The 16,639-nt window shown below is 70.2% G+C and carries 12 protein-coding genes; 8 read left to right on the top strand and 4 right to left on the bottom strand.

Going from position 1 to position 16,639, the window contains the following annotated elements; genetic code table 11:
- Positions 1 to 17: 17 nt before the first annotated feature.
- The 4 genes from BS329_RS01700 to BS329_RS01685 all read left to right on the top strand — a co-directional run bounded on the left by BS329_RS01700 (position 18) and on the right by BS329_RS01685 (position 8,659).
- A complete protein-coding gene (locus tag BS329_RS01700) occupies positions 18 to 518 on the top strand; it encodes a LuxR C-terminal-related transcriptional regulator (protein ID WP_167479976.1) in 501 nt (166 codons plus the stop codon).
- A 112-nt stretch (positions 519 to 630) separates the two neighbouring features.
- Positions 631 to 2,040 carry an acyltransferase domain-containing protein gene (locus BS329_RS01695; protein WP_076155031.1) on the top strand — a complete coding sequence of 470 codons (1,410 nt, stop codon included), beginning with the start codon at positions 631 to 633 and terminating at the stop codon, positions 2,038 to 2,040.
- Positions 2,041 to 2,066: 26 nt separating this feature from the next.
- Positions 2,067 to 7,853, top strand: coding sequence for an SDR family oxidoreductase (locus BS329_RS01690; protein WP_076155030.1), 5,787 nt, complete (start codon positions 2,067 to 2,069; stop codon positions 7,851 to 7,853).
- A gap of 29 nt (positions 7,854 to 7,882) precedes the next feature.
- Positions 7,883 to 8,659 carry an SDR family NAD(P)-dependent oxidoreductase gene (locus BS329_RS01685; RefSeq protein ID WP_076155028.1) on the top strand — a complete coding sequence of 259 codons (777 nt, stop codon included), beginning with the start codon at positions 7,883 to 7,885 and terminating at the stop codon, positions 8,657 to 8,659.
- A gap of 59 nt (positions 8,660 to 8,718) precedes the next feature.
- Here the strand turns inward: BS329_RS01685 and BS329_RS01680 are convergent, their stop codons facing one another.
- The 3 genes from BS329_RS01680 to BS329_RS01670 are packed head-to-tail and all read right to left on the bottom strand — an operon-like array spanning position 8,719 to position 12,373.
- Positions 8,719 to 10,077 (bottom strand): acetyl-CoA carboxylase biotin carboxylase subunit, encoded by a 1,359-nt coding sequence (locus BS329_RS01680; RefSeq protein ID WP_076155027.1) that lies wholly within the window; start codon positions 10,075 to 10,077, stop codon positions 8,719 to 8,721.
- Positions 10,064 to 10,579 carry an acetyl-CoA carboxylase biotin carboxyl carrier protein gene (locus tag BS329_RS01675; protein WP_143252793.1) on the bottom strand — a complete coding sequence of 172 codons (516 nt, stop codon included), beginning with the start codon at positions 10,577 to 10,579 and terminating at the stop codon, positions 10,064 to 10,066. The genes BS329_RS01680 and BS329_RS01675 overlap by 14 nt, the downstream gene beginning before the upstream one ends.
- A gap of 12 nt (positions 10,580 to 10,591) precedes the next feature.
- Entirely contained in the window at positions 10,592 to 12,373 is a 1,782-nt protein-coding gene (locus tag BS329_RS01670; protein ID WP_084749299.1) for an acetyl-CoA carboxylase carboxyltransferase subunit alpha/beta, read from the bottom strand.
- Between the two features lie 515 nt (positions 12,374 to 12,888).
- Here BS329_RS01670 and BS329_RS01665 point away from each other — a divergent pair.
- Complete coding sequence (locus BS329_RS01665) at positions 12,889 to 13,422, top strand: DUF6230 family protein (RefSeq protein WP_208619125.1); 534 nt, start codon at positions 12,889 to 12,891, stop codon at positions 13,420 to 13,422.
- Between the two features lie 25 nt (positions 13,423 to 13,447).
- On the top strand, positions 13,448 to 14,350 hold the full coding sequence (locus BS329_RS44070; protein ID WP_208619124.1) for a DUF6114 domain-containing protein: 903 nt from the start codon (positions 13,448 to 13,450) through the stop codon (positions 14,348 to 14,350).
- Between the two features lie 167 nt (positions 14,351 to 14,517).
- On the opposite strand, the gene BS329_RS01655 is transcribed toward BS329_RS44070, so the two are convergent.
- A complete protein-coding gene (locus tag BS329_RS01655; RefSeq protein WP_143252791.1) occupies positions 14,518 to 14,874 on the bottom strand; it encodes a hypothetical protein in 357 nt (118 codons plus the stop codon).
- A gap of 312 nt (positions 14,875 to 15,186) precedes the next feature.
- Here BS329_RS01655 and BS329_RS01650 point away from each other — a divergent pair, with 312 nt between their 5' ends.
- Both BS329_RS01650 and BS329_RS01645 read left to right on the top strand, forming a co-directional pair.
- A complete protein-coding gene (locus BS329_RS01650) occupies positions 15,187 to 15,630 on the top strand; it encodes a hypothetical protein (RefSeq protein WP_076155019.1) in 444 nt (147 codons plus the stop codon).
- A gap of 523 nt (positions 15,631 to 16,153) precedes the next feature.
- On the top strand, positions 16,154 to 16,405 hold the full coding sequence (locus BS329_RS01645) for a hypothetical protein (protein WP_076155017.1): 252 nt from the start codon (positions 16,154 to 16,156) through the stop codon (positions 16,403 to 16,405).
- The last annotated feature ends 234 nt before the right edge of the window (positions 16,406 to 16,639 follow it).

The raw sequence follows: 16,639 nt of genomic DNA, 5'->3' as shown, positions 1-16,639 counted from the left end.
ACATCGAGGAGACCTCAGTGACGACAACCGGTGCACACGTGCTCACCATGCCGACGAGAGGCCAAGGACGGAACCAGGACGACGACACCACCGAACTGGTCGAACACGCCCTCCTCTGCGTCCGGCAAGCCGTTGACTCGTTGGCGCTGGCCACCCGGTTGCTGTCCGATCGGGGCGGTTCCGGCGCCGATACCGGCGGACCGCGGGCGCCGGCGGAGCCGTCCCGCGGTGACAGATCCGGCGACCTGCGGCTGAGCAACCAGGAGAATCGGGTGCTCACGCTGGTGACGGCGGGATTGTCCAACCGGAAGATCGCGGAGCTGCTCGACATCTCCGACAAGACCGCCAAGAACTACGTGCACACCGTTCTGCTCAAACTCGGCGCCGCCACCAGGACGGAGGCCGCGTTCACCGCTCTGTGCGAGCGCCTCGTCGACCCGGAGGAGTGCCGTCGTGCCAGGACGCTCGCTTCGGGCGCGGCGACTCCTCCACACCTGCTCGTCCCACCGACGCACTGATCGCCAGCAGAACCCGGAATGCCGTCGGCATCGGAACAGGGCGCATTGCCACCGACTGCCCCGGTGCCCGGAACCTCACCCGGAAGCGCCCCGAATCTCCCAGAGGACATCGATGACAGCACGCAACGCCTTTCTCTTTCCCGGTCAGGGCAGCTATCTGCCCGGGGTGTTCCGCGACCTGGTCGACCGTCACCCGCTGGTCGACGCGACCCTGGCCACCATCGACGACGTAGCGGCCGAGCTGGGCCGCGAGCCGGTCTCACCGATGCTCCTCGACGCGAACTCGCCGACGTTGCACGATCTCGTGGACCATGACCCGCCCGCCCTGCACCTGGCGATCTTCGCCGCTTCCGTGACCGCCTTCCGGCTGGTGGTCGAGGACTGCGGCGTGCGTCCGGACATCCTGCTGGGACACAGTTTCGGCGAACTGGTGGCGCTGACCGCCGCCGGGGCCCTCTCCCTGGAGGATGGCGCGCGCCTGGTGGGCAGGCGGGACGAGTCGCTGCGGCGGTCCAGCGCGCCACCCGGTGGCCTCGTGGCCTTGAACTGCGGCGCGCGCCGCGCACAGCACTTGCTGGACGCGTTGGACGAGTGGAACCTGGCGGTCGCCGCGGACAACAGCCCCGACCAGGTCGCCGTATCCGGACCGGACACCGACCTCCAGCGGCTGGAGGAGGTCGCCGAAGTGCTTGGCATCACCGCGACACGCCTGCGCATCCCTTATCCGTTCCACAACCGTCTCATGGCGGGCGCGGCGGAGGACTTCGGCGCACGGGTGGCCGACGTGCCCAAGCGGGCACCGCGGCTGCGCGTCCACTCGTCGCTGCTGGGCCGGTACGTCGAGGACATCGCGGACGTGGAGCGGGTGATCAGCGGTCACCTGGTCCTGCGTGTGCGGTTCCTCGACGCGGTGCGTGCGGTCCACGCGGACGGTGCACGGCGGTTCGTGGAAGCCGGCCCGAAGGGCGTCCTGGCCGACCTTGTGGCAGGCATCGTCCCCGGCGTGACGACCGCGGCGCCGTTCCGCAAGCGCACGGACACCCGGTCGCTGCGGTCCGATGTGGAGGAACTGGCGTCGCAACAGGACAACGGCAGGCCGTCGACCCGTCCGGCGGACGCGCCCGTCGCACCGGTGCGGGTGTCGCGGCGAACCACCGCGCGGGATGACGTCGCACCCACTCCGCCGCGGATTCCCGCGTCCCGCCAACGCCCGGAACCCCGGACTCCCACCGCGGTGAACGGCGACGGCGACCGCGAGGCCGTGCTCGAGGTGGTGCGGGAGCTGTACGCCGATTTGCTGGGGTACCCCCCAGACGCCCTCGAATCGGATGCCGACCTGGAAGGGGACCTCGGCATCGACTCGATCAAACAGACCGAGGCGTTCGCGCGGGCCTCGGAGCGCTTCGACCTGCCCGTCGCGGAATCGAAGGTGCGCCTGACCAATTACACGACCCTCGACGCCATCGTCGACCTCCTTCTGGAGCTGCGTGAGGGACGGCGGCCAGTGGGAGCGCGCACGTGAGCCGGTCACCTGGAAAGGCGAAGACGATGCCGAACGAGTTCGCGGGCAAGGTGGTTCTCGTCACCGGCGGCGGCAAGGGGGTGGGACGGGCGATCGCGCGAGAGTTCGCCTCGCTCGGCGCTCACGTCGTCGTCAACTACTTCCACTCCGAGCAGGCCGCTCGGCGAGTCGCGGCGGAGATCGCCGAAGCGGGCGGGTCGAGCGAGCTGATCCGGGCCAGTGTCGCCAAGGCAGCCGATGTCACGGCGATGTTCGAGACCGTGCGCGAGCGCTCCGGCCGATTGGACGTGCTGGTGAACAACGCGGCGCGCGGCGTGCTGGCGGCCGCCGACTCCCTCACTGACGCGGAGTGGCTGAAGGTCTTCGACGTCAACGTGCACGGTGCGCGACGGTGCGCGCGGGCCGCCCTGCCGCTGCTGGCCGAGACCGGCGGGTCGGTGGTCAACGTGTCGTCCATCGGGGCGGGGATGGTGGTGGACAACTATGCCGCGATCGGGGTCGGAAAGGCGGCACTGGAAGCGCTGAGCCGCTATCTCGCCGTCGAGTTCGCGGCATCCGGCGTGCGGGTGAACGTCGCGTCGGCCGGTCTGCTGGACAACCCGACCGCAGAACTGTTCCCGGGCAACGCCGCCCTGCGCGAGACCTCCGTCGCGAGTGCCCCCCTGGGCCGGCTGGGGACGGAAGAGGAACTGGCCCGTCTGGTCACCGCGCTGGCTTCCCCGCGCATGTCCTGGGTCACCGGGCAGAGTGTGCTGGCCGACGGTGGATTGTCCCTGGGGCACGCCATGTTGCGGCCGAACTCCCCGGCGGGTGCGGCGTCCGACCCGCCGGTCACCTCGGCCCCCGACCCGGAACCGGCACCGCCGGCGGAAGTGCCACGAGCGCGTACCGCCGAGAGGCCCGCGAGTTCCCGGCCGGAGCCCGGAACGGCTGCGCACACGCCTTCTCCGGTGGCAGCGCCCGCCGATGCGCCGCGGATGCGGCTCCCCGCCCGTCCGGCACCGCGCGCCGCGGACCCGGGCGACGACGCGAACGTGGTGGCGGTGGTCGGCATGGGCCTGGTCCTGCCCGGCGCGAACGGCCCCGAGGAGTTCTGGGAACTGCTGCGTGGCGGTGAGCCGGTGTTCGACGAGCCGGGGGAGCGCTTCCGCCGGGATGCCTTCCTGTCGGACGAGCCGGGCGCGGAAGACCGCGCGTACACCTTCCGCGGCGGTTACCTGCACGAGCCGCGCCTGCACAAAGAGGCCAAGGCGCGGTCCTGCGCCCAGGACGTTTCGGCGCAGTGGCTGCGGCACAGCATCGCCCAGGCGTACGAGAACGTCACCCGGCGGCCCGAAGACCGCGTCGAGTGCTTCGTCGGCACCACGGTGGAGGGCAATCAGCACCTGGAGGAGTCGCTGCTGGTCCAGCTCTCCGCGCGGCGTCTGCCCGCCCACTGGCCGGACCCGCGAGCCGACCGTGACGCGTTGCCCGGACGCCTGCGCGCGCTGCTGCGCCGGCATTACCCGTTCGCCACCGGTCACGGGCCCGGCCACCTGCCCGACCGCGTCGTCGATGCCGCGATCGCCGAACTGCTGCCGCCGGGTTCGCCGTACACCGCAGTGGACACCGCCTGTTCGTCCAGCCTCTACGCCGTGGACCTCGGCACGAAGATCCTGATGGCCGAAGGGTGCGACGTCGCCGTGTGCGCGGGCGTGTTCACCAACACCCCGCGGTTCTCGATCATGTTCAGCGCACTGCGTGGGCTGAGCGGCAGCGGTGGCGTGCACGCGTTCGACCGGGCCGCGGACGGCACCCTGTTCTCCGACGGCGCCGGTGCCGTCGTGCTGAAGACCTTGCGCCGGGCGCGCGAGGACGGCGACGAGGTGCTGGCCTTGCTCGGCGGGCTCGGCGCGGCGTCGGACGGCCGGGGCAAGGCCGTCTACGCCCCCAACCGCAGCGGACAGGAACGGGCGGTCCGCCGCGCCAGGCAGGTCAACGACCTGGCCGCCGAGGACGTCGACTGGATCGTCGCCCACGGCACCGGCACGTCGGTGGGGGATCGGGTGGAGCTGGACACCCTGGAGGCTCTCGCACCACCGGCCGGTTACCCGTGCACGTCGAACAAGTCCCTCGTCGGGCACACGGGGTGGCCCGCCGGCGTGGTGTCGCTGATCCACGCCGTCCTCGGGCTGCGCCATGGGCTGATCCCGGCGCAGCGTCCGCCGACCGACCTGCCGGAGGATCTGCGGGACAAACGGGTGCGCGTCCCCGCCGCGGACGTGCCGCTGCCCCGGCGGGACGACCGGGCGCGAACCGTGGGGGTGTCCGCGTTCGGGTTCGGCGGCACCGACGCCCACCTGCTCGTGCAAGACGTGCCGCCGGCCGGTCACCCGCTGCCCCGCTCGGTTCCGTGCCCGGACCTCGACGACGTGGTGCTGGTCGGGTGGAGCGCCCACCTGCCCGGTGACCCCTCGCCGGAACAGGTGCGCGCGAGGTTGGCCGCCGGTGAGCCACCGGCGTCGCTCGCCGCGTTCCCGACGCCGTACCCCGCGCCGTCGGCCCGTGAGCTGCGGATGGCCCCGCGCACGGTGCGAACGGTCGACCACACCCAGCTCATGGCCCTCGCCGTCGCCGCGCGGTTCGCCGAGGAACACGGGGCGCTCTGGGAAGGGGTGGAGGAGCGCACCGGCGTGCTGGCCGCCCACACCGGTCCGGTCACCACCGCGATAGTCACTGCGTTGCGCTGCTACGCCGACGATCTGGGAAATCTCCGCGCGCGTCCCGAGGACGGGGTACCCGCGGCCGCTCTGGAGTCGGCCCTGCGCGACTGCCTGGACGAGGTTCGCCGGGAGTGCGAGGTCACCAACGAGGACACCCTCCCCGGGATCGGGCCCAACATCATCCCGGCGCGGTTGGCCAACCGCCTGGACCTGCACGGCCCCGCGCTCACGCTCGACACGGGCGCCTCGTCGGCACTCACCGCCGTGCGGACCGCCTCCCACTACCTGACCGCCGGTGAGATCGACCTGGCACTGGTGCTGGCGATGAACGGCAACAGCACGCCCGAGTTGGCGGCGCTGCTGGACGAGCCGGCGGACCGCTTGGCCGAGGGCGCCTTCCTGCTGGCGCTGGCGAAGAGATCCGACGCCGAGGCGAAAGGCTGGCCGGTGCTGTGCGCGCTGACCACCGACCCCCGGCCCGACCGGCGCTCCGTGCCCGACGGCCCGGCCCGCGCCCGCACCTACCTCGCCGCGGACGGAGCCATCGACCTGCTCGCCGCACTGGCTGGCCAGCCGGAGCGGCCGGTGACGGTCACCGGTGCCTTCCCCGGCCCCGCCGTCACCGTCCACCCGGCCATCGAGACCGGTGACGCTTCGCGACGCGCGAATCACGTCGTGCCCGTACCGCCGCGGGATACCGTCACCACGAGACACGTCCCCAGGCTGGAACCGCTGCCGCCGCTGCCGGACGCCGGTGGCGCCATACCGGCGGGCTGCCTGGTACTGACCGACGAGGTGAGCGCACCGGCCGTCACGGCTCCGGCCGGCGCGGCGTCCGCGACCGTCGTCGTGGTGCGCCCCGGTGACGATCCCGAGGCTGTGGTGGAGCCGGTGCTCGGAACCTCCGACCGGCGGTACCGGCACCTGCGTGTCTACGCGTCTTGTCAGGACGAGCCCGGTCCGGCGGTTCTCCCTCTCGCCCTGCACGAGGCCTTGTTCCTCGCGGCACAACGCTGCGCCGACGACCTGGAGGAGGGATCGCTCGGCGTACTCCTGGCCGACCCGATGCGGCAGGGTGTGCCAGGGGCGGTCACCGGGATGTTCACCGGCTTCGTCAAGAGCCTGAGCTGGGAACTGCCCGGATGCGCGTGCCGCGTGCTGATCTGCGACGAACCGGTCGAGGTGAGCTGGCGGGAGCTGGAAGCAGAGCTGGGCCACGGTCGCGGATTGCCGCTGACCTTCCGGCGGTCAGGTACCCGGTACCGGCAGCGACTGCGGCCGGTACCACCGAGGACGGGACCGCTCCCGCTGCGGCCCGGTGACGTCGTGGTGGCCACCGGGGGCGCGCGTGGCATCACCGCCGCCACGGTGGAAGGCCTGCTCGACCACGTGCCGGTGAAAGTGTGGCTGCTCGGGTCGTCGTCCCTGCCGGACGTCCCGGCGGACTTGCTGGCCGCCGGGGAGGAGGAGCTGCCGCGCCACCGCGCCCGGTTCATCGCCGAGGGCAGGAACTCCGGGGACGGTGCCTCGGTCGCCGAGCTCAACCGCGGGTTTGAGCGGCTACTGCGCGCCAGGGAGAGTCTGCTGACACTGCAACGCCTGCGGCGGCGTTGCGGACAGGACTCGGTGCGCTACCTGACTTGTGACGTGACCGATCCCGCCGCGGTGCGGGAGGCCGTCGGCACGGTGCTGGCGCAGGACGGCCGGGTCGACTTGCTGATCAACGGGGCCGGCGTCCACCACCCCGGCGACCTGGCCCGCAAGACCTTGCGGGAATTCCGCCGCGTCAGGGACGTCAAGCTCGACGGATACCGGAACCTCAAGGACGCGTTCACCGCTTCGCCGCCGCGCCTGTGGTGCAACTTCGGCTCGGTCACCGGGTTGGTCGGTCTGCCCGGCGAGGTCGAGTACTCCTCGGGCAACGACTTCCTCGCCGCCGCCGCACGCCACGAGCGAGTGGTGGGGCAACGCGACGAATACACCATCGCTTGGACGGTGTGGGACGAGGTCGGCCTCGGTGGCAACGCGGTCACCCAGTCTCTGCTGACACGAGTCCAGCGGCTCAGCTCGATGAGCAAGGCCGAGGGCGTCGCGCACTTCGTCACCGAGCTGGCCCAGCCCGGTCCCCGCGACTCCGTGGTCTCGTTCATCGGGGCCAGTGAGCGCGAATCGTTCGAACGGCAATTCCCCGGTTACCTCGCCACCCCGCCGTCCGCCGCGCCGACGAGCGGGTTCCTCGGCGTGGCGGACAGCCACGACGAGCGGTCGGCCACCTGGCGGCTGGTGCTCGACGAACACCGGGCCGGCTACCTCAGCGAACACCTCGTCGACGGCAAACCGACCCTGCCCGGCACGATGCTGATGGGCGTCGCGGTCGAGGCGGCCCGGGCCCTCCTGCCCGGTGAGCCCATCCACGCGCTGCGCGACCTGTCCTTCTCCCAGTGGGTCCGGGCCACGGCCCGGACCGCGGAGTACCGGATCACCGCGGTGGTCAACCACGGCCGGTCGACGGCACGGCCCTCGGTGCTGGTGCGCGTCACTTCGGACGTCACCACACCCGGCGGGCGGGTGCTCCGGCGAGACCGCGAGCACTTCCGCGCGACGGTGCTGACCGGCCCGCCGAGGCGGGTGACGACCCCCGTACCGGGGGAGGACATCGACCAGCCGGTCGGGTCGCCCTACTACGACCCGCGGTCCCCGGTCTTGTTGTCCGGTGGCTTCCGCACCACCAGCGAGTGGCGAGCCGGGCGTTCCGGGGCATCGGCGCTGTGGCGGCCGGACCCCGGCTCGCTGCCGGAGGTGTGCGCGGTGCTGGCGTTGCCGACTCTGCTGCTGGACGGCCTGGCCCGCACCCGTCCGTTGTGCCCGGTGGCCGAGGGCGTGCAGGAGCTGGAGGTGCCCCGCTACGTCCGCCGCGTCGAGTGGTTCACCGGCGACACCGACGTCGACCTGGCCGAGCGCCACCCGGCGGGCATCCGCCTGCACTGGGACGCCGCGACCGGCGTGTTCTCCGCCGTCGCGCCGGACGGGAATCCGCTCACCGTGATGGAGGGAGTCCAGACCGTCTCCAAAGGGCGGGTCGGGATCACCGGTGCCGCGGTGTCGGTCTGAACGCGTCACCCGAGCGAGGAGGAGGCAAAGTGGAACTGGACGGCAAGGTCGCCGTGGTCACCGGCGGCACCCGGGGAATCGGCAGGCGCATCGTGGAGCGGTACCTCGAAGAGGGGGCGTCTGTGGTTTTCAGCGGGCGTGACGAGGCCAAGGGGGCGCAGGCGCTCAAAGAACTCGAAGCGGGCGACCGGGCGGCGTTCGTCCAAGGCGACGTCACGCGCAGACAGGACGCCGAGCGCATGGTCGACGCCGGGGTCGAGCGCTACGGCCGGTTGGACGTGCTGGTCAACAACGCCGGTGGGATGCCGGGCTTCGCGGTGGTCGGTGAGACGGACGACGCCCTTTGGCACGACACCCTCGCGGTCAATCTGCACGCGGTCTTCTACGCCACCCGGCGTGCGCTGGCACATCTGGTGCCCCAGGGGTCCGGTCGGATCATCACCCTGTCCTCCATCGAGGGCAAGCAGGCCGATCCGGGGCTCGGGGCCTACGCCACGGCCAAGCACGCGGTGATCGGGCTGATGCGGGCGGTGGCACGTGAAGTCGGTCCGCTGGGTGTCACGGCCAACTGCATCTGCCCCGGCATCGTGCTGACCGACATGATCCGCGACCAGGGCCCGCTCGCCGCCCGGACTCTCGGCGTGACGTACGACCAGCTCCTCGGCGTGTTCACCGGCAAGGCCGCGACCGGTCGCGCGACGACCGTCGACGAGGTCGCCGCGGTCGCCGTCCTGCTCGCGGCCGAGGCGGGCGCCGGGATCACCGGCGCCGCGCTGCCGGTCGACGGCGGCGCGACCTGCTCCTGAACGCCAGTGTCGTGCCAGAGGAAGAACCGGGATCCCCTGGCACGACACTGCCGGCACGATCAGCGGACCACGGCCGCCGTGATCGTCTCGACCAGGTCCAAGCCGTAGTCGCCGGCCTGGAAGGCGGGATGCGCCAGCACCCGTTGCTGGACCCCGGTGTTGGTCGACACGCCCACGCAGTCGAACTCGGCCAGCGCCCGGCCCAACCGGCGCAGGCTCTCCGGCCGGTCGTCTCCTCGCACGATCACCTTCGCCAGCAGGGAGTCGTAGAACGGCGGGACCCGATAGCCGGGATGGGCATGGGTGTCCACCCGCACCCCCACACCGCCCGGCAGGACCAGGTCGGTGATCCGGCCCGTCGACGGCAGCCATCCCTTTTCCGGGTCCTCCGCGTTGATCCGCGCCTCGAACGCGTGACCTCGGATCACCACGCCGTCCTGGTCGAAGGCCAGCCGCTCTCCCGCGGCGACGCGCAGCATCCACTCGACCAGGTCGATGCCCGTGATCGCTTCGGTGACCGGGTGCTCCACCTGCAACCTGGGGTTGGCCTCGATGAAGAAGAACTCCTCCGGTCCGGTGACCAGGAATTCGAACGTGGCGACGCTCGTGAGGCCGATCGCCTCGGCGCCGCGCACGGCCGCGCGGTGCAGCTCGGTTCGCAACCGGCCCGGCAGGCCGGGCGCGGGCGCCTCCTCCAGAAGTTTCTGGTGGCGGCGCTGCACCGAACAGCAGCGGTCGCCAAGGTGGACGATGTCGCCGTGCTGATCGGCGAGCAGCTGCACCTCGATGTGGCGAGCTGACGGCACGTACCGCTCCAGGAAGAGCCGCCCGTCGGTGAACAGCCGATCCGCGTTGCGCGTCATCCGCGGGAACGCCCCGATCAGCTCGTCCGGCCCTGCCACCGGGTGCACGCCGGTGCCACCGCCGCCCGCCGCCGCCTTGAGTACGACCGGGTAGCCGATGCGCGCGGCCTGGTCCAGGGCGTCGTCGACGCCGCGCAGCGGACCGGCCGAGCCCGGCAGCACCGGTATGCCGGTGTCGGCGAACGCCTGGCGCGTGGCGATCTTGTCGCCCAACAGCGCCAGCTGTTCGGCGGACGGGCCGACGAAGACCACACCGGCGTCCGCGCACGCGCGTGCCAGCAGCGGGTCTTCGGACAGGAAGCCGTAGCCGGGGTGCACGGAGTCAGCGCCGGTCTTGGCGCAGCCGTACAGCACGGCGGGGATGTTGAGATAGCTGTGGGTGGCCTGCGCGGGACCGAGGCAGAAGCTGTCGTCAGCCAGCCGTACGGGCAGGCTGTCGGCGTCCTCGGCGGAATGCCCGACGACCGACCGCAGGCCGAGGTCGCGGCAAGCGCGGACGATGCGCAGCGCCACCTCACCCCGATTGGGGACGAAGACCGTCTCAAGACGCGTCATCGGACACTTCCCCGGCGGGTTCCAGCCGCAGCAGCGGTTGCCGGAACTCCACCACGTCGCCGTCGCGGACGCACACCTCGCGGATGATTCCCGCGTGACCCGCCCGCACGGGTGTGGTCATCTTCATGGCCTCGATCTGCGCGACCTGGTCGTCGGGACCGACGACGGCGCCCACCGTCGGCTCGGCCGAGCCGGTGTCGCCCCGGATGAGACGGACCACGCCCACCGCGGGCGCCAAGACCTCCACCAGCCCCGCTTCCCGCGCCGGTCCATCGCCTGGCGGCGACTCTCGCGGCGGGGTGGACGCCGGTTGCGTCTGCGGCTCGACCTCGATTTCGATCTCGACGTCCAGGGTGCGCACGAGCAGGTGGCGCACCGAGTTCTGGTTCGCCGCCGCCATGAGCTGCCGCACCACGTCGACCGGGACAACCGGGGAACCCGTCGGTGGCGCGGGGGCGTGGTTGCGCTTTTCGGAGGGCACCGGGGACACGTGCGTCGACACGTAACTACCGCCTCACTGTTCTGTTCGGACCGCGTCCGCGGAGGCTCCCCGGGAGCGCAGTCGGTGGTCTCGACGGGTCAACAGGGCCTCGGGCCGCAAGGTGCCGAACTCCGCCAGGCAAGTGCGCAGCGCCGCCTTGACCAGTCGCACCGCGGCCGCTGGGTCGGTCTGCGCGCCGCCGTCGGGTTCAGGGACCAGCTGGTCGACCAGTCCTGCCGCGTGCAGGTCCGTCGCGCGCAGTCGCAGCGCTTCCGCGGCCTCCGGGGCGCGGCTCGCGTCACCGTGGAGGATGGCGGCGCAGCCCTCGGGGCTGATGACGGAGAAGTAGGAGTTGTCCATGGCCAGTAGTGCGTCCCCGGCGGCCAGGGCGAGCGCGCCGCCGCTACCGCCCTCGCCGATGACGACCGACACCAGCGGAACAGGGACGCCGGAAGCGGTCAGCAGAGTCTCGGCGATGGCTCCGCTCTGGTTGCCTTCCTCGGCACGGCGGCCCGCGTAAGCGCCGGGTGTGTCCACGAAGGTGACCACGGGCAGGCCCAAGCGTCCGGCCAGCCGGAGCAGCCGGGTGGCCTTGCGGAAGCCGGAGGGGTGGGGCATTCCGAAGTTCCGCTCGCCTGCTCTGACCGGGTCGTGCTCCTTCGCGTGTCCGAGGACCACGAACCCGACCTCACCCCACCGTGCCAGCCCTCCGACCACCGCGGGGTCGTCACCGGTGTGCCGGTCGCCGTGCAGTTCCACGAAGTCGTCGAAGATCCCGGCTACGTGGTCGAACACGTTGGGCCTCGCCGGATGCCTCGCCAGCCGCACGGCGTCCCACGCGCTGCCTTGCCGGTCCGGCGTCGCGCCGGCGGGCGCTTCGGGGAGACCGGTGACTCCCGGTAGAGGCATCGAGCCCGGCACCGGCCGTCCGGTCAGGCAGGTGAGTACCCGGTCGAGCACCTCCGGCAACGACGGGCGCGGCACGACCAGGTCCACATGCCCGTGAGTGTGCAGGAACTCGGCGGTCTGGAAGTCGGCGGGCAGCCGCTCGCCCAGAGCCTGGGCGATCACGCGCGGACCGGCGAACCCGGATCTGGTGGCCGTCTCGGCGAGGATGACATCACCCAAGGAGGCGAAGGACGCGGCGACACCGCCGTAGACCGGGTCGGTGAGGACACTGACGTAAGGCACGTTCGCGTCGTTCAGCCGGCGGATGGCGTCGCACGCCCGGGTGACCTGGAGCAGGGAGTACATGCCCTCCTGCATCCGCGCGCCACCCGAGCAGGACACCGCCACCAAGGGCTCGCCCCGCTCCACGGCGAGGTCGGCAGCCGCCACGACCTTTTCCCCGACGACGACCCCCATGCTGCCGCCCAGGAAACCGAAATCCATCACCAAGAGCACCACCGGCTTGCCACCGACGCGCGCGGTGCCGATGACCACGGCCTCCGAGGCGTCCGTGGCGGTACGGGCCTTGCGCAGCCGTGCCTTGTACGGCACCGAGTCGGTGAACTCCAGCGGGTCAGTGGACCGCAGTCCCGCCAAGCGCTCGGTGAAGCTGTCCGCGTCGGCGAGCTGGGCGATGCGTTCGGCGGCGCTCAGCCGACGAGTCTTCTCACAGGCCGGGCAGACGCCGTGCGACCTGGCCCAGGTGGTGCGGTGGAGCACGCACTGACAGGACGAGCACCGCTGCCAGTCGCCGGCGGGCCAGTCGTAGAGTCGGTCAAGCACAGCGCGGTTGCTGTCCGGCCTCTCGGCCTGCTGCGGTTCGCCGGTGCCGTCGCCGTTCGTGTCGACCAGGTCGTGCGGGCCCATTCGTCGCTCCCCGGTGGTCATCAACTGGTGCGCCTTCACCGACGAGTCTGGAGCGGCAGGGGAAGGTCGGCCATGGTTCGTCGGTGCGGGGGATTACGATCCCGGCCGATCAGTCCGTCCACAGAGGACTCGGGCCGAGAACGATCACGCCATCACGACGAGTCGGTGTCTTCTGCGTCGCCACCTGAAGTCTGCTCCCGAATCCCCTGTGCCTGCAATGGGTCGCACGCACAGGGGATTCGGATTCCGGTGGTGCGGTCCATCCGCTCCGGACATTCGATACCCGCAAGCGGAGGACCCGCCGGTGGAGCGTGCCTTGTCCGCCGCCGGTGGTGGCCCGCGTGGGGCCGGTCGGGCTGTGAACATCGGGCAACACCCTTGTCCACCCGGAGGCCACGGGGTGAACCTCATGGTCAGGTCCACCGACGGAAGAGGACGACATGCCGCAGTCGCGGGTACGCGGGAGAACGCGCCGAAAGCTGTTCGCCGGTGTGTTGGTCGCGGGGTTGACGGGGATGGCGGTCCTGTTGGCCGGTCTGTCGCAGGGTGCACTGGCGGCATCGTTCGCCGTTTCGGGAACGAGCTTCAAGATCTCGGCGGATAGATTGCAGGGAACGGGATTCGTCCAGTTCGGCGGTGTGGACAGCGGGGGCGGCGCGGCTCACCCGGTGGCCACCAGCGCTTTCCGTACCGTCGTCCTCGACAACTTCTGTCAGTCCGTCTCACTGCGCTCACTCCCGCTGGTGGGGGACGTGACCCTGCGGATCGCCTCCACCGGCGAAGAGGGCATGGCCGCGACGAATATCGTGCTCGGCGTGGCGGAACTCAGCGGTGACCTCACCCTGGAGAACCCGCAGATCGGTGTGGACGCCGGGCAGGTGTCGAAAGGACCGGCGGGCGTGGTCGGCCAACCGGGTGGGTTCGCCCAGCAGGCGGACCGTGCCGCCATCGCCATGCCGCGGATGGCGGCCTGGAGTGCCGCCGCCTACACCCTGCGTTTGAAGAACTCCAAGCTGACCCTGCACACCGATGCCGGCGAATGCTACTGACGTCGATGACGCGGGGGAGGTGCTGATGGGTATGGCACAGGAGCGGGCACGTCAGGTCTTGCGCGACTTCGGGCACTGGCGCCGCAGCAGGCCGTTCACCGCGGGCATGTTCCTGGTGCTGTCCAGCGTCGCGATCATGACTCCGCCGTACGCCACTTTCCGTTGGGGAGACGTGCTTGTTTCGATCACGACGATCGGAGGGGTGTCGGCGCTGCTGATCGGCACGTTGCTCGCGATCTGCGGCCTGTCGCTGTGGTTTCGACCACAGTTCCGGTTCGCCGCGGCCTTGACGGCGATGCTCTTGTCGCTCGTGGCCCTCGGCGTGACCAATCTGGGCGGCTTCCTGGTCGGCACCCTGGCCGGAGTGATCGGCGCGGCGTTGGCACTGGCCTGGACCGACCAGCCACGGGCACCCCGCGGCAAGCGCCGATCGGTGCTCCGCTGCCTGGTGGTGATCGGCCTCGTCGCGGTCGCCATCGAGGTGCTGCCGGTGGCGGCGCGCGACGAGGTCACGCCCGCGCGGAGTTGGACACTCTCGGCGAGCACTCTCCGCCTCTACGGCGTCGTCTACCACGGTATCGAACGGATTCTGGTCGACGGCTCGCCGACCATGACGATGAAGTTCACTGTCAAGCGGATCGAGGCGACCGATCCGGTTCAGGTCGGCGAACTGGGCAACGGCCACAAGGTCGTCATTGCCGCACGGCGCGGCTTCTCCACGGCATCCAGCACGATCGAGCTGTTCGCACTGAGGGTGACCGGTGTCGTGAACCTGCTGGGCCTAGTGGGAATTCCGGTCGACTTCACTCCCGGCCACCCACCGCCCTTGGTGCCGCCGTCCGTGGTGCTGACCGAGGTGACCACGATCAACGCCCAGGTGCGTGGCGGAACGATCGTGATCCCGAATGCGCGACTGACGATCCGGTGAAAAGGCGGCGCCGGCGGTTCTTCAGCACGTGCAGGCTGGAAAGCCGGATCAATACCGGAAATGCCTTGATGCGGACGGGGAACGGTGGCGTGATTTCCGGCTATCGGATACATATTTTCTCCACGACGTTGTGTGCGACCCGCGCTGAAAATTGTCCCGTGACAGTGTCACGCCAAGAGGGTCTTGGCGTGGAGCAGGTGATCAGCGTGGAGCGGCCGGAGTGGGTGCCGGTGTTCACAGGTCTTTCGGTCAGGCGATTTCGGAGCTGGTGCGCATCGTGGCAGCCTTTCTGACTCCTCGCCACGACCGCCCAGGTCCGGGTCGACGCGTTCGATGCGCAGATGGGGATCACCGCCCATGCAGGTGGAGGTAAGATTTAAGTCGCCCCATTGGCGCTGTGGGTTGCTCTCGGTGAGGCAAGCCTTGCGGCCCTCGATCGTGTCGTTGCAGTTCGTGACGATCGCGGCTTCGAGCACGTCACGGCGCAGCGCGCCGAACACGAGTTCGTCGGAGGTCGTGCCCACAAGGGTCTCCTTCGTCTGTGAGGCACCGCCATGCGCGGCTACGACGAAACGGTCGATGTCCAGATGCGCCAGTCTCGTCGAACGCACCCTGCCGACCGGTTCGCCGGACTTCGGCCCGCCGCATCACCAGGACGCCGTACGATGCGTCGTCCAGAAGTTCTCTGCTCCACCCTGCTGGCCACGCGAACGGCACGACGTCCGTTCTCGGCATGAGCAGCGACCTACGCCAACCTCGCCATCGATGGTTTCGCCGCTCCAGTCTGTCGGCCAACATGGTGCTCGGCAGTAGTGCAACGTGGAAAGAGGTTTGGGGTGCCCGACATCATCCGCATTCTCATCGTCGCCGTTGCCAGTGGTGGTATCGCCGCTGGTATTGGCGTGATACTGCAGCGACGTCGGGCGAGACGTCTGCAACGCGTCGACCGGCTTGAGTGCAGCGTCCGGGTGGTGACCGGTACGCACGACGGGTTGAGCGGAAAGTGGTGGGCCGGTGAGGCCATGGTGTCGCCCGGTCGCGTCCATTTTGTTCCCGTCGTCGGCGGCGTGCGATTCCTGCGGCGAAAAGCGGTGGAGATCATTGTCGACAAGATCGAGGTGAATGAGCGTCGTAGCCCCACGGGCCGCGAGGTGCTCTCGGTTGATCCCGGCACGGACGTGGTCCGGCTCGTGACACCCACGGCGACGTTGGAGTGGGCCGTGCTCGAGCGTCAGATGAACTGGGCCCTCGACCGATTGTCGGCAACGGACCAGAAATGAGTGCAGGAGTTCCACAAGGCGGATCTCAAGCCCATTCCAGCCGCCGGGCCCCTTACGAGGCTACGGTTCCACGCCAGCGAAGCCATCACGAACGCAGGCCCAGATGGGTGGTCGACACCACCGGCCAGCACAGTGCCCGCTCGGGCGAGCACTCATGAAGACGAACGGGCCACTTGCCGCGATGGGCTGGACTTCCCGCAACGCGGCCTTGCTGGCGGGTTTCGTCACGAATGTCGAGTTCGGAATGCTCGCCGGGACGAGCCTGAGCGCACGGTGTCGGATTGTTCGCCGTGCATGCCGAACCCGGAGCACAACCGCTGCCTGGCCTGGCATGCACGACGGACGGCGCGTTAGCGCTGACCGGCACGAATTACGACCAGTGAGGTCATTGGCCACGATGCGGTGACGCGCTGGCGCGGTTGGCTGGTCCCGCTGGAAAGCTCTGGTGCCGTGGCCGCGGAGACGTTGTGCTGGAAAGCGTGTACCGGCGGGCTCTCGCCGGACGGACCGGAAGGATGAGGGAATGTTCGGCAAAGTGATGGTGCCCGCGTTCGTGCTGGCGGCGGGCGCGATGGTGCCGATGGCGCTGAGCGCGTCAGCGGATACCCACAGCGTCCAGGATTGTGTGTTTCATGCGGCGTATGAGGGAACGGCCGATCCGGATATCGCCGTTGACGCTTGCCGCCAAGACTCGCTCCTGGATTGCTACCGGATTTTCCGTGAGGAGTACGGCCGGCAGCAATGGGCGTTGGAAGCCTGCAAGCTTCGGGACTAAACCCACCGGGAACTCCCACTCCCGCCGACGTTGGTGGATCAAGGTCGGCGCGCCCGGTTTCTGGGTCCTGGCAGCGCTTAGGGCTTGACGACCTCGAGCGCGCGGTGCGGGACGGACCGCACGCCTACTGGCGGTTCATCGAACCCCTCGGCCTGGAACCGCGTCCTGCGCGACGCCACTCCTGTCACGCGTAGAGATAACTGGTGGGCACTTCCCACCCCGAGTTCCAGCCCG

It is taken from the genome of Amycolatopsis coloradensis (assembly GCF_001953865.1).
In the GTDB taxonomy this organism is placed as follows: domain Bacteria; phylum Actinomycetota; class Actinomycetes; order Mycobacteriales; family Pseudonocardiaceae; genus Amycolatopsis; species Amycolatopsis coloradensis.
This window is presented reverse-complemented; position numbering and strand designations above follow the sequence as displayed.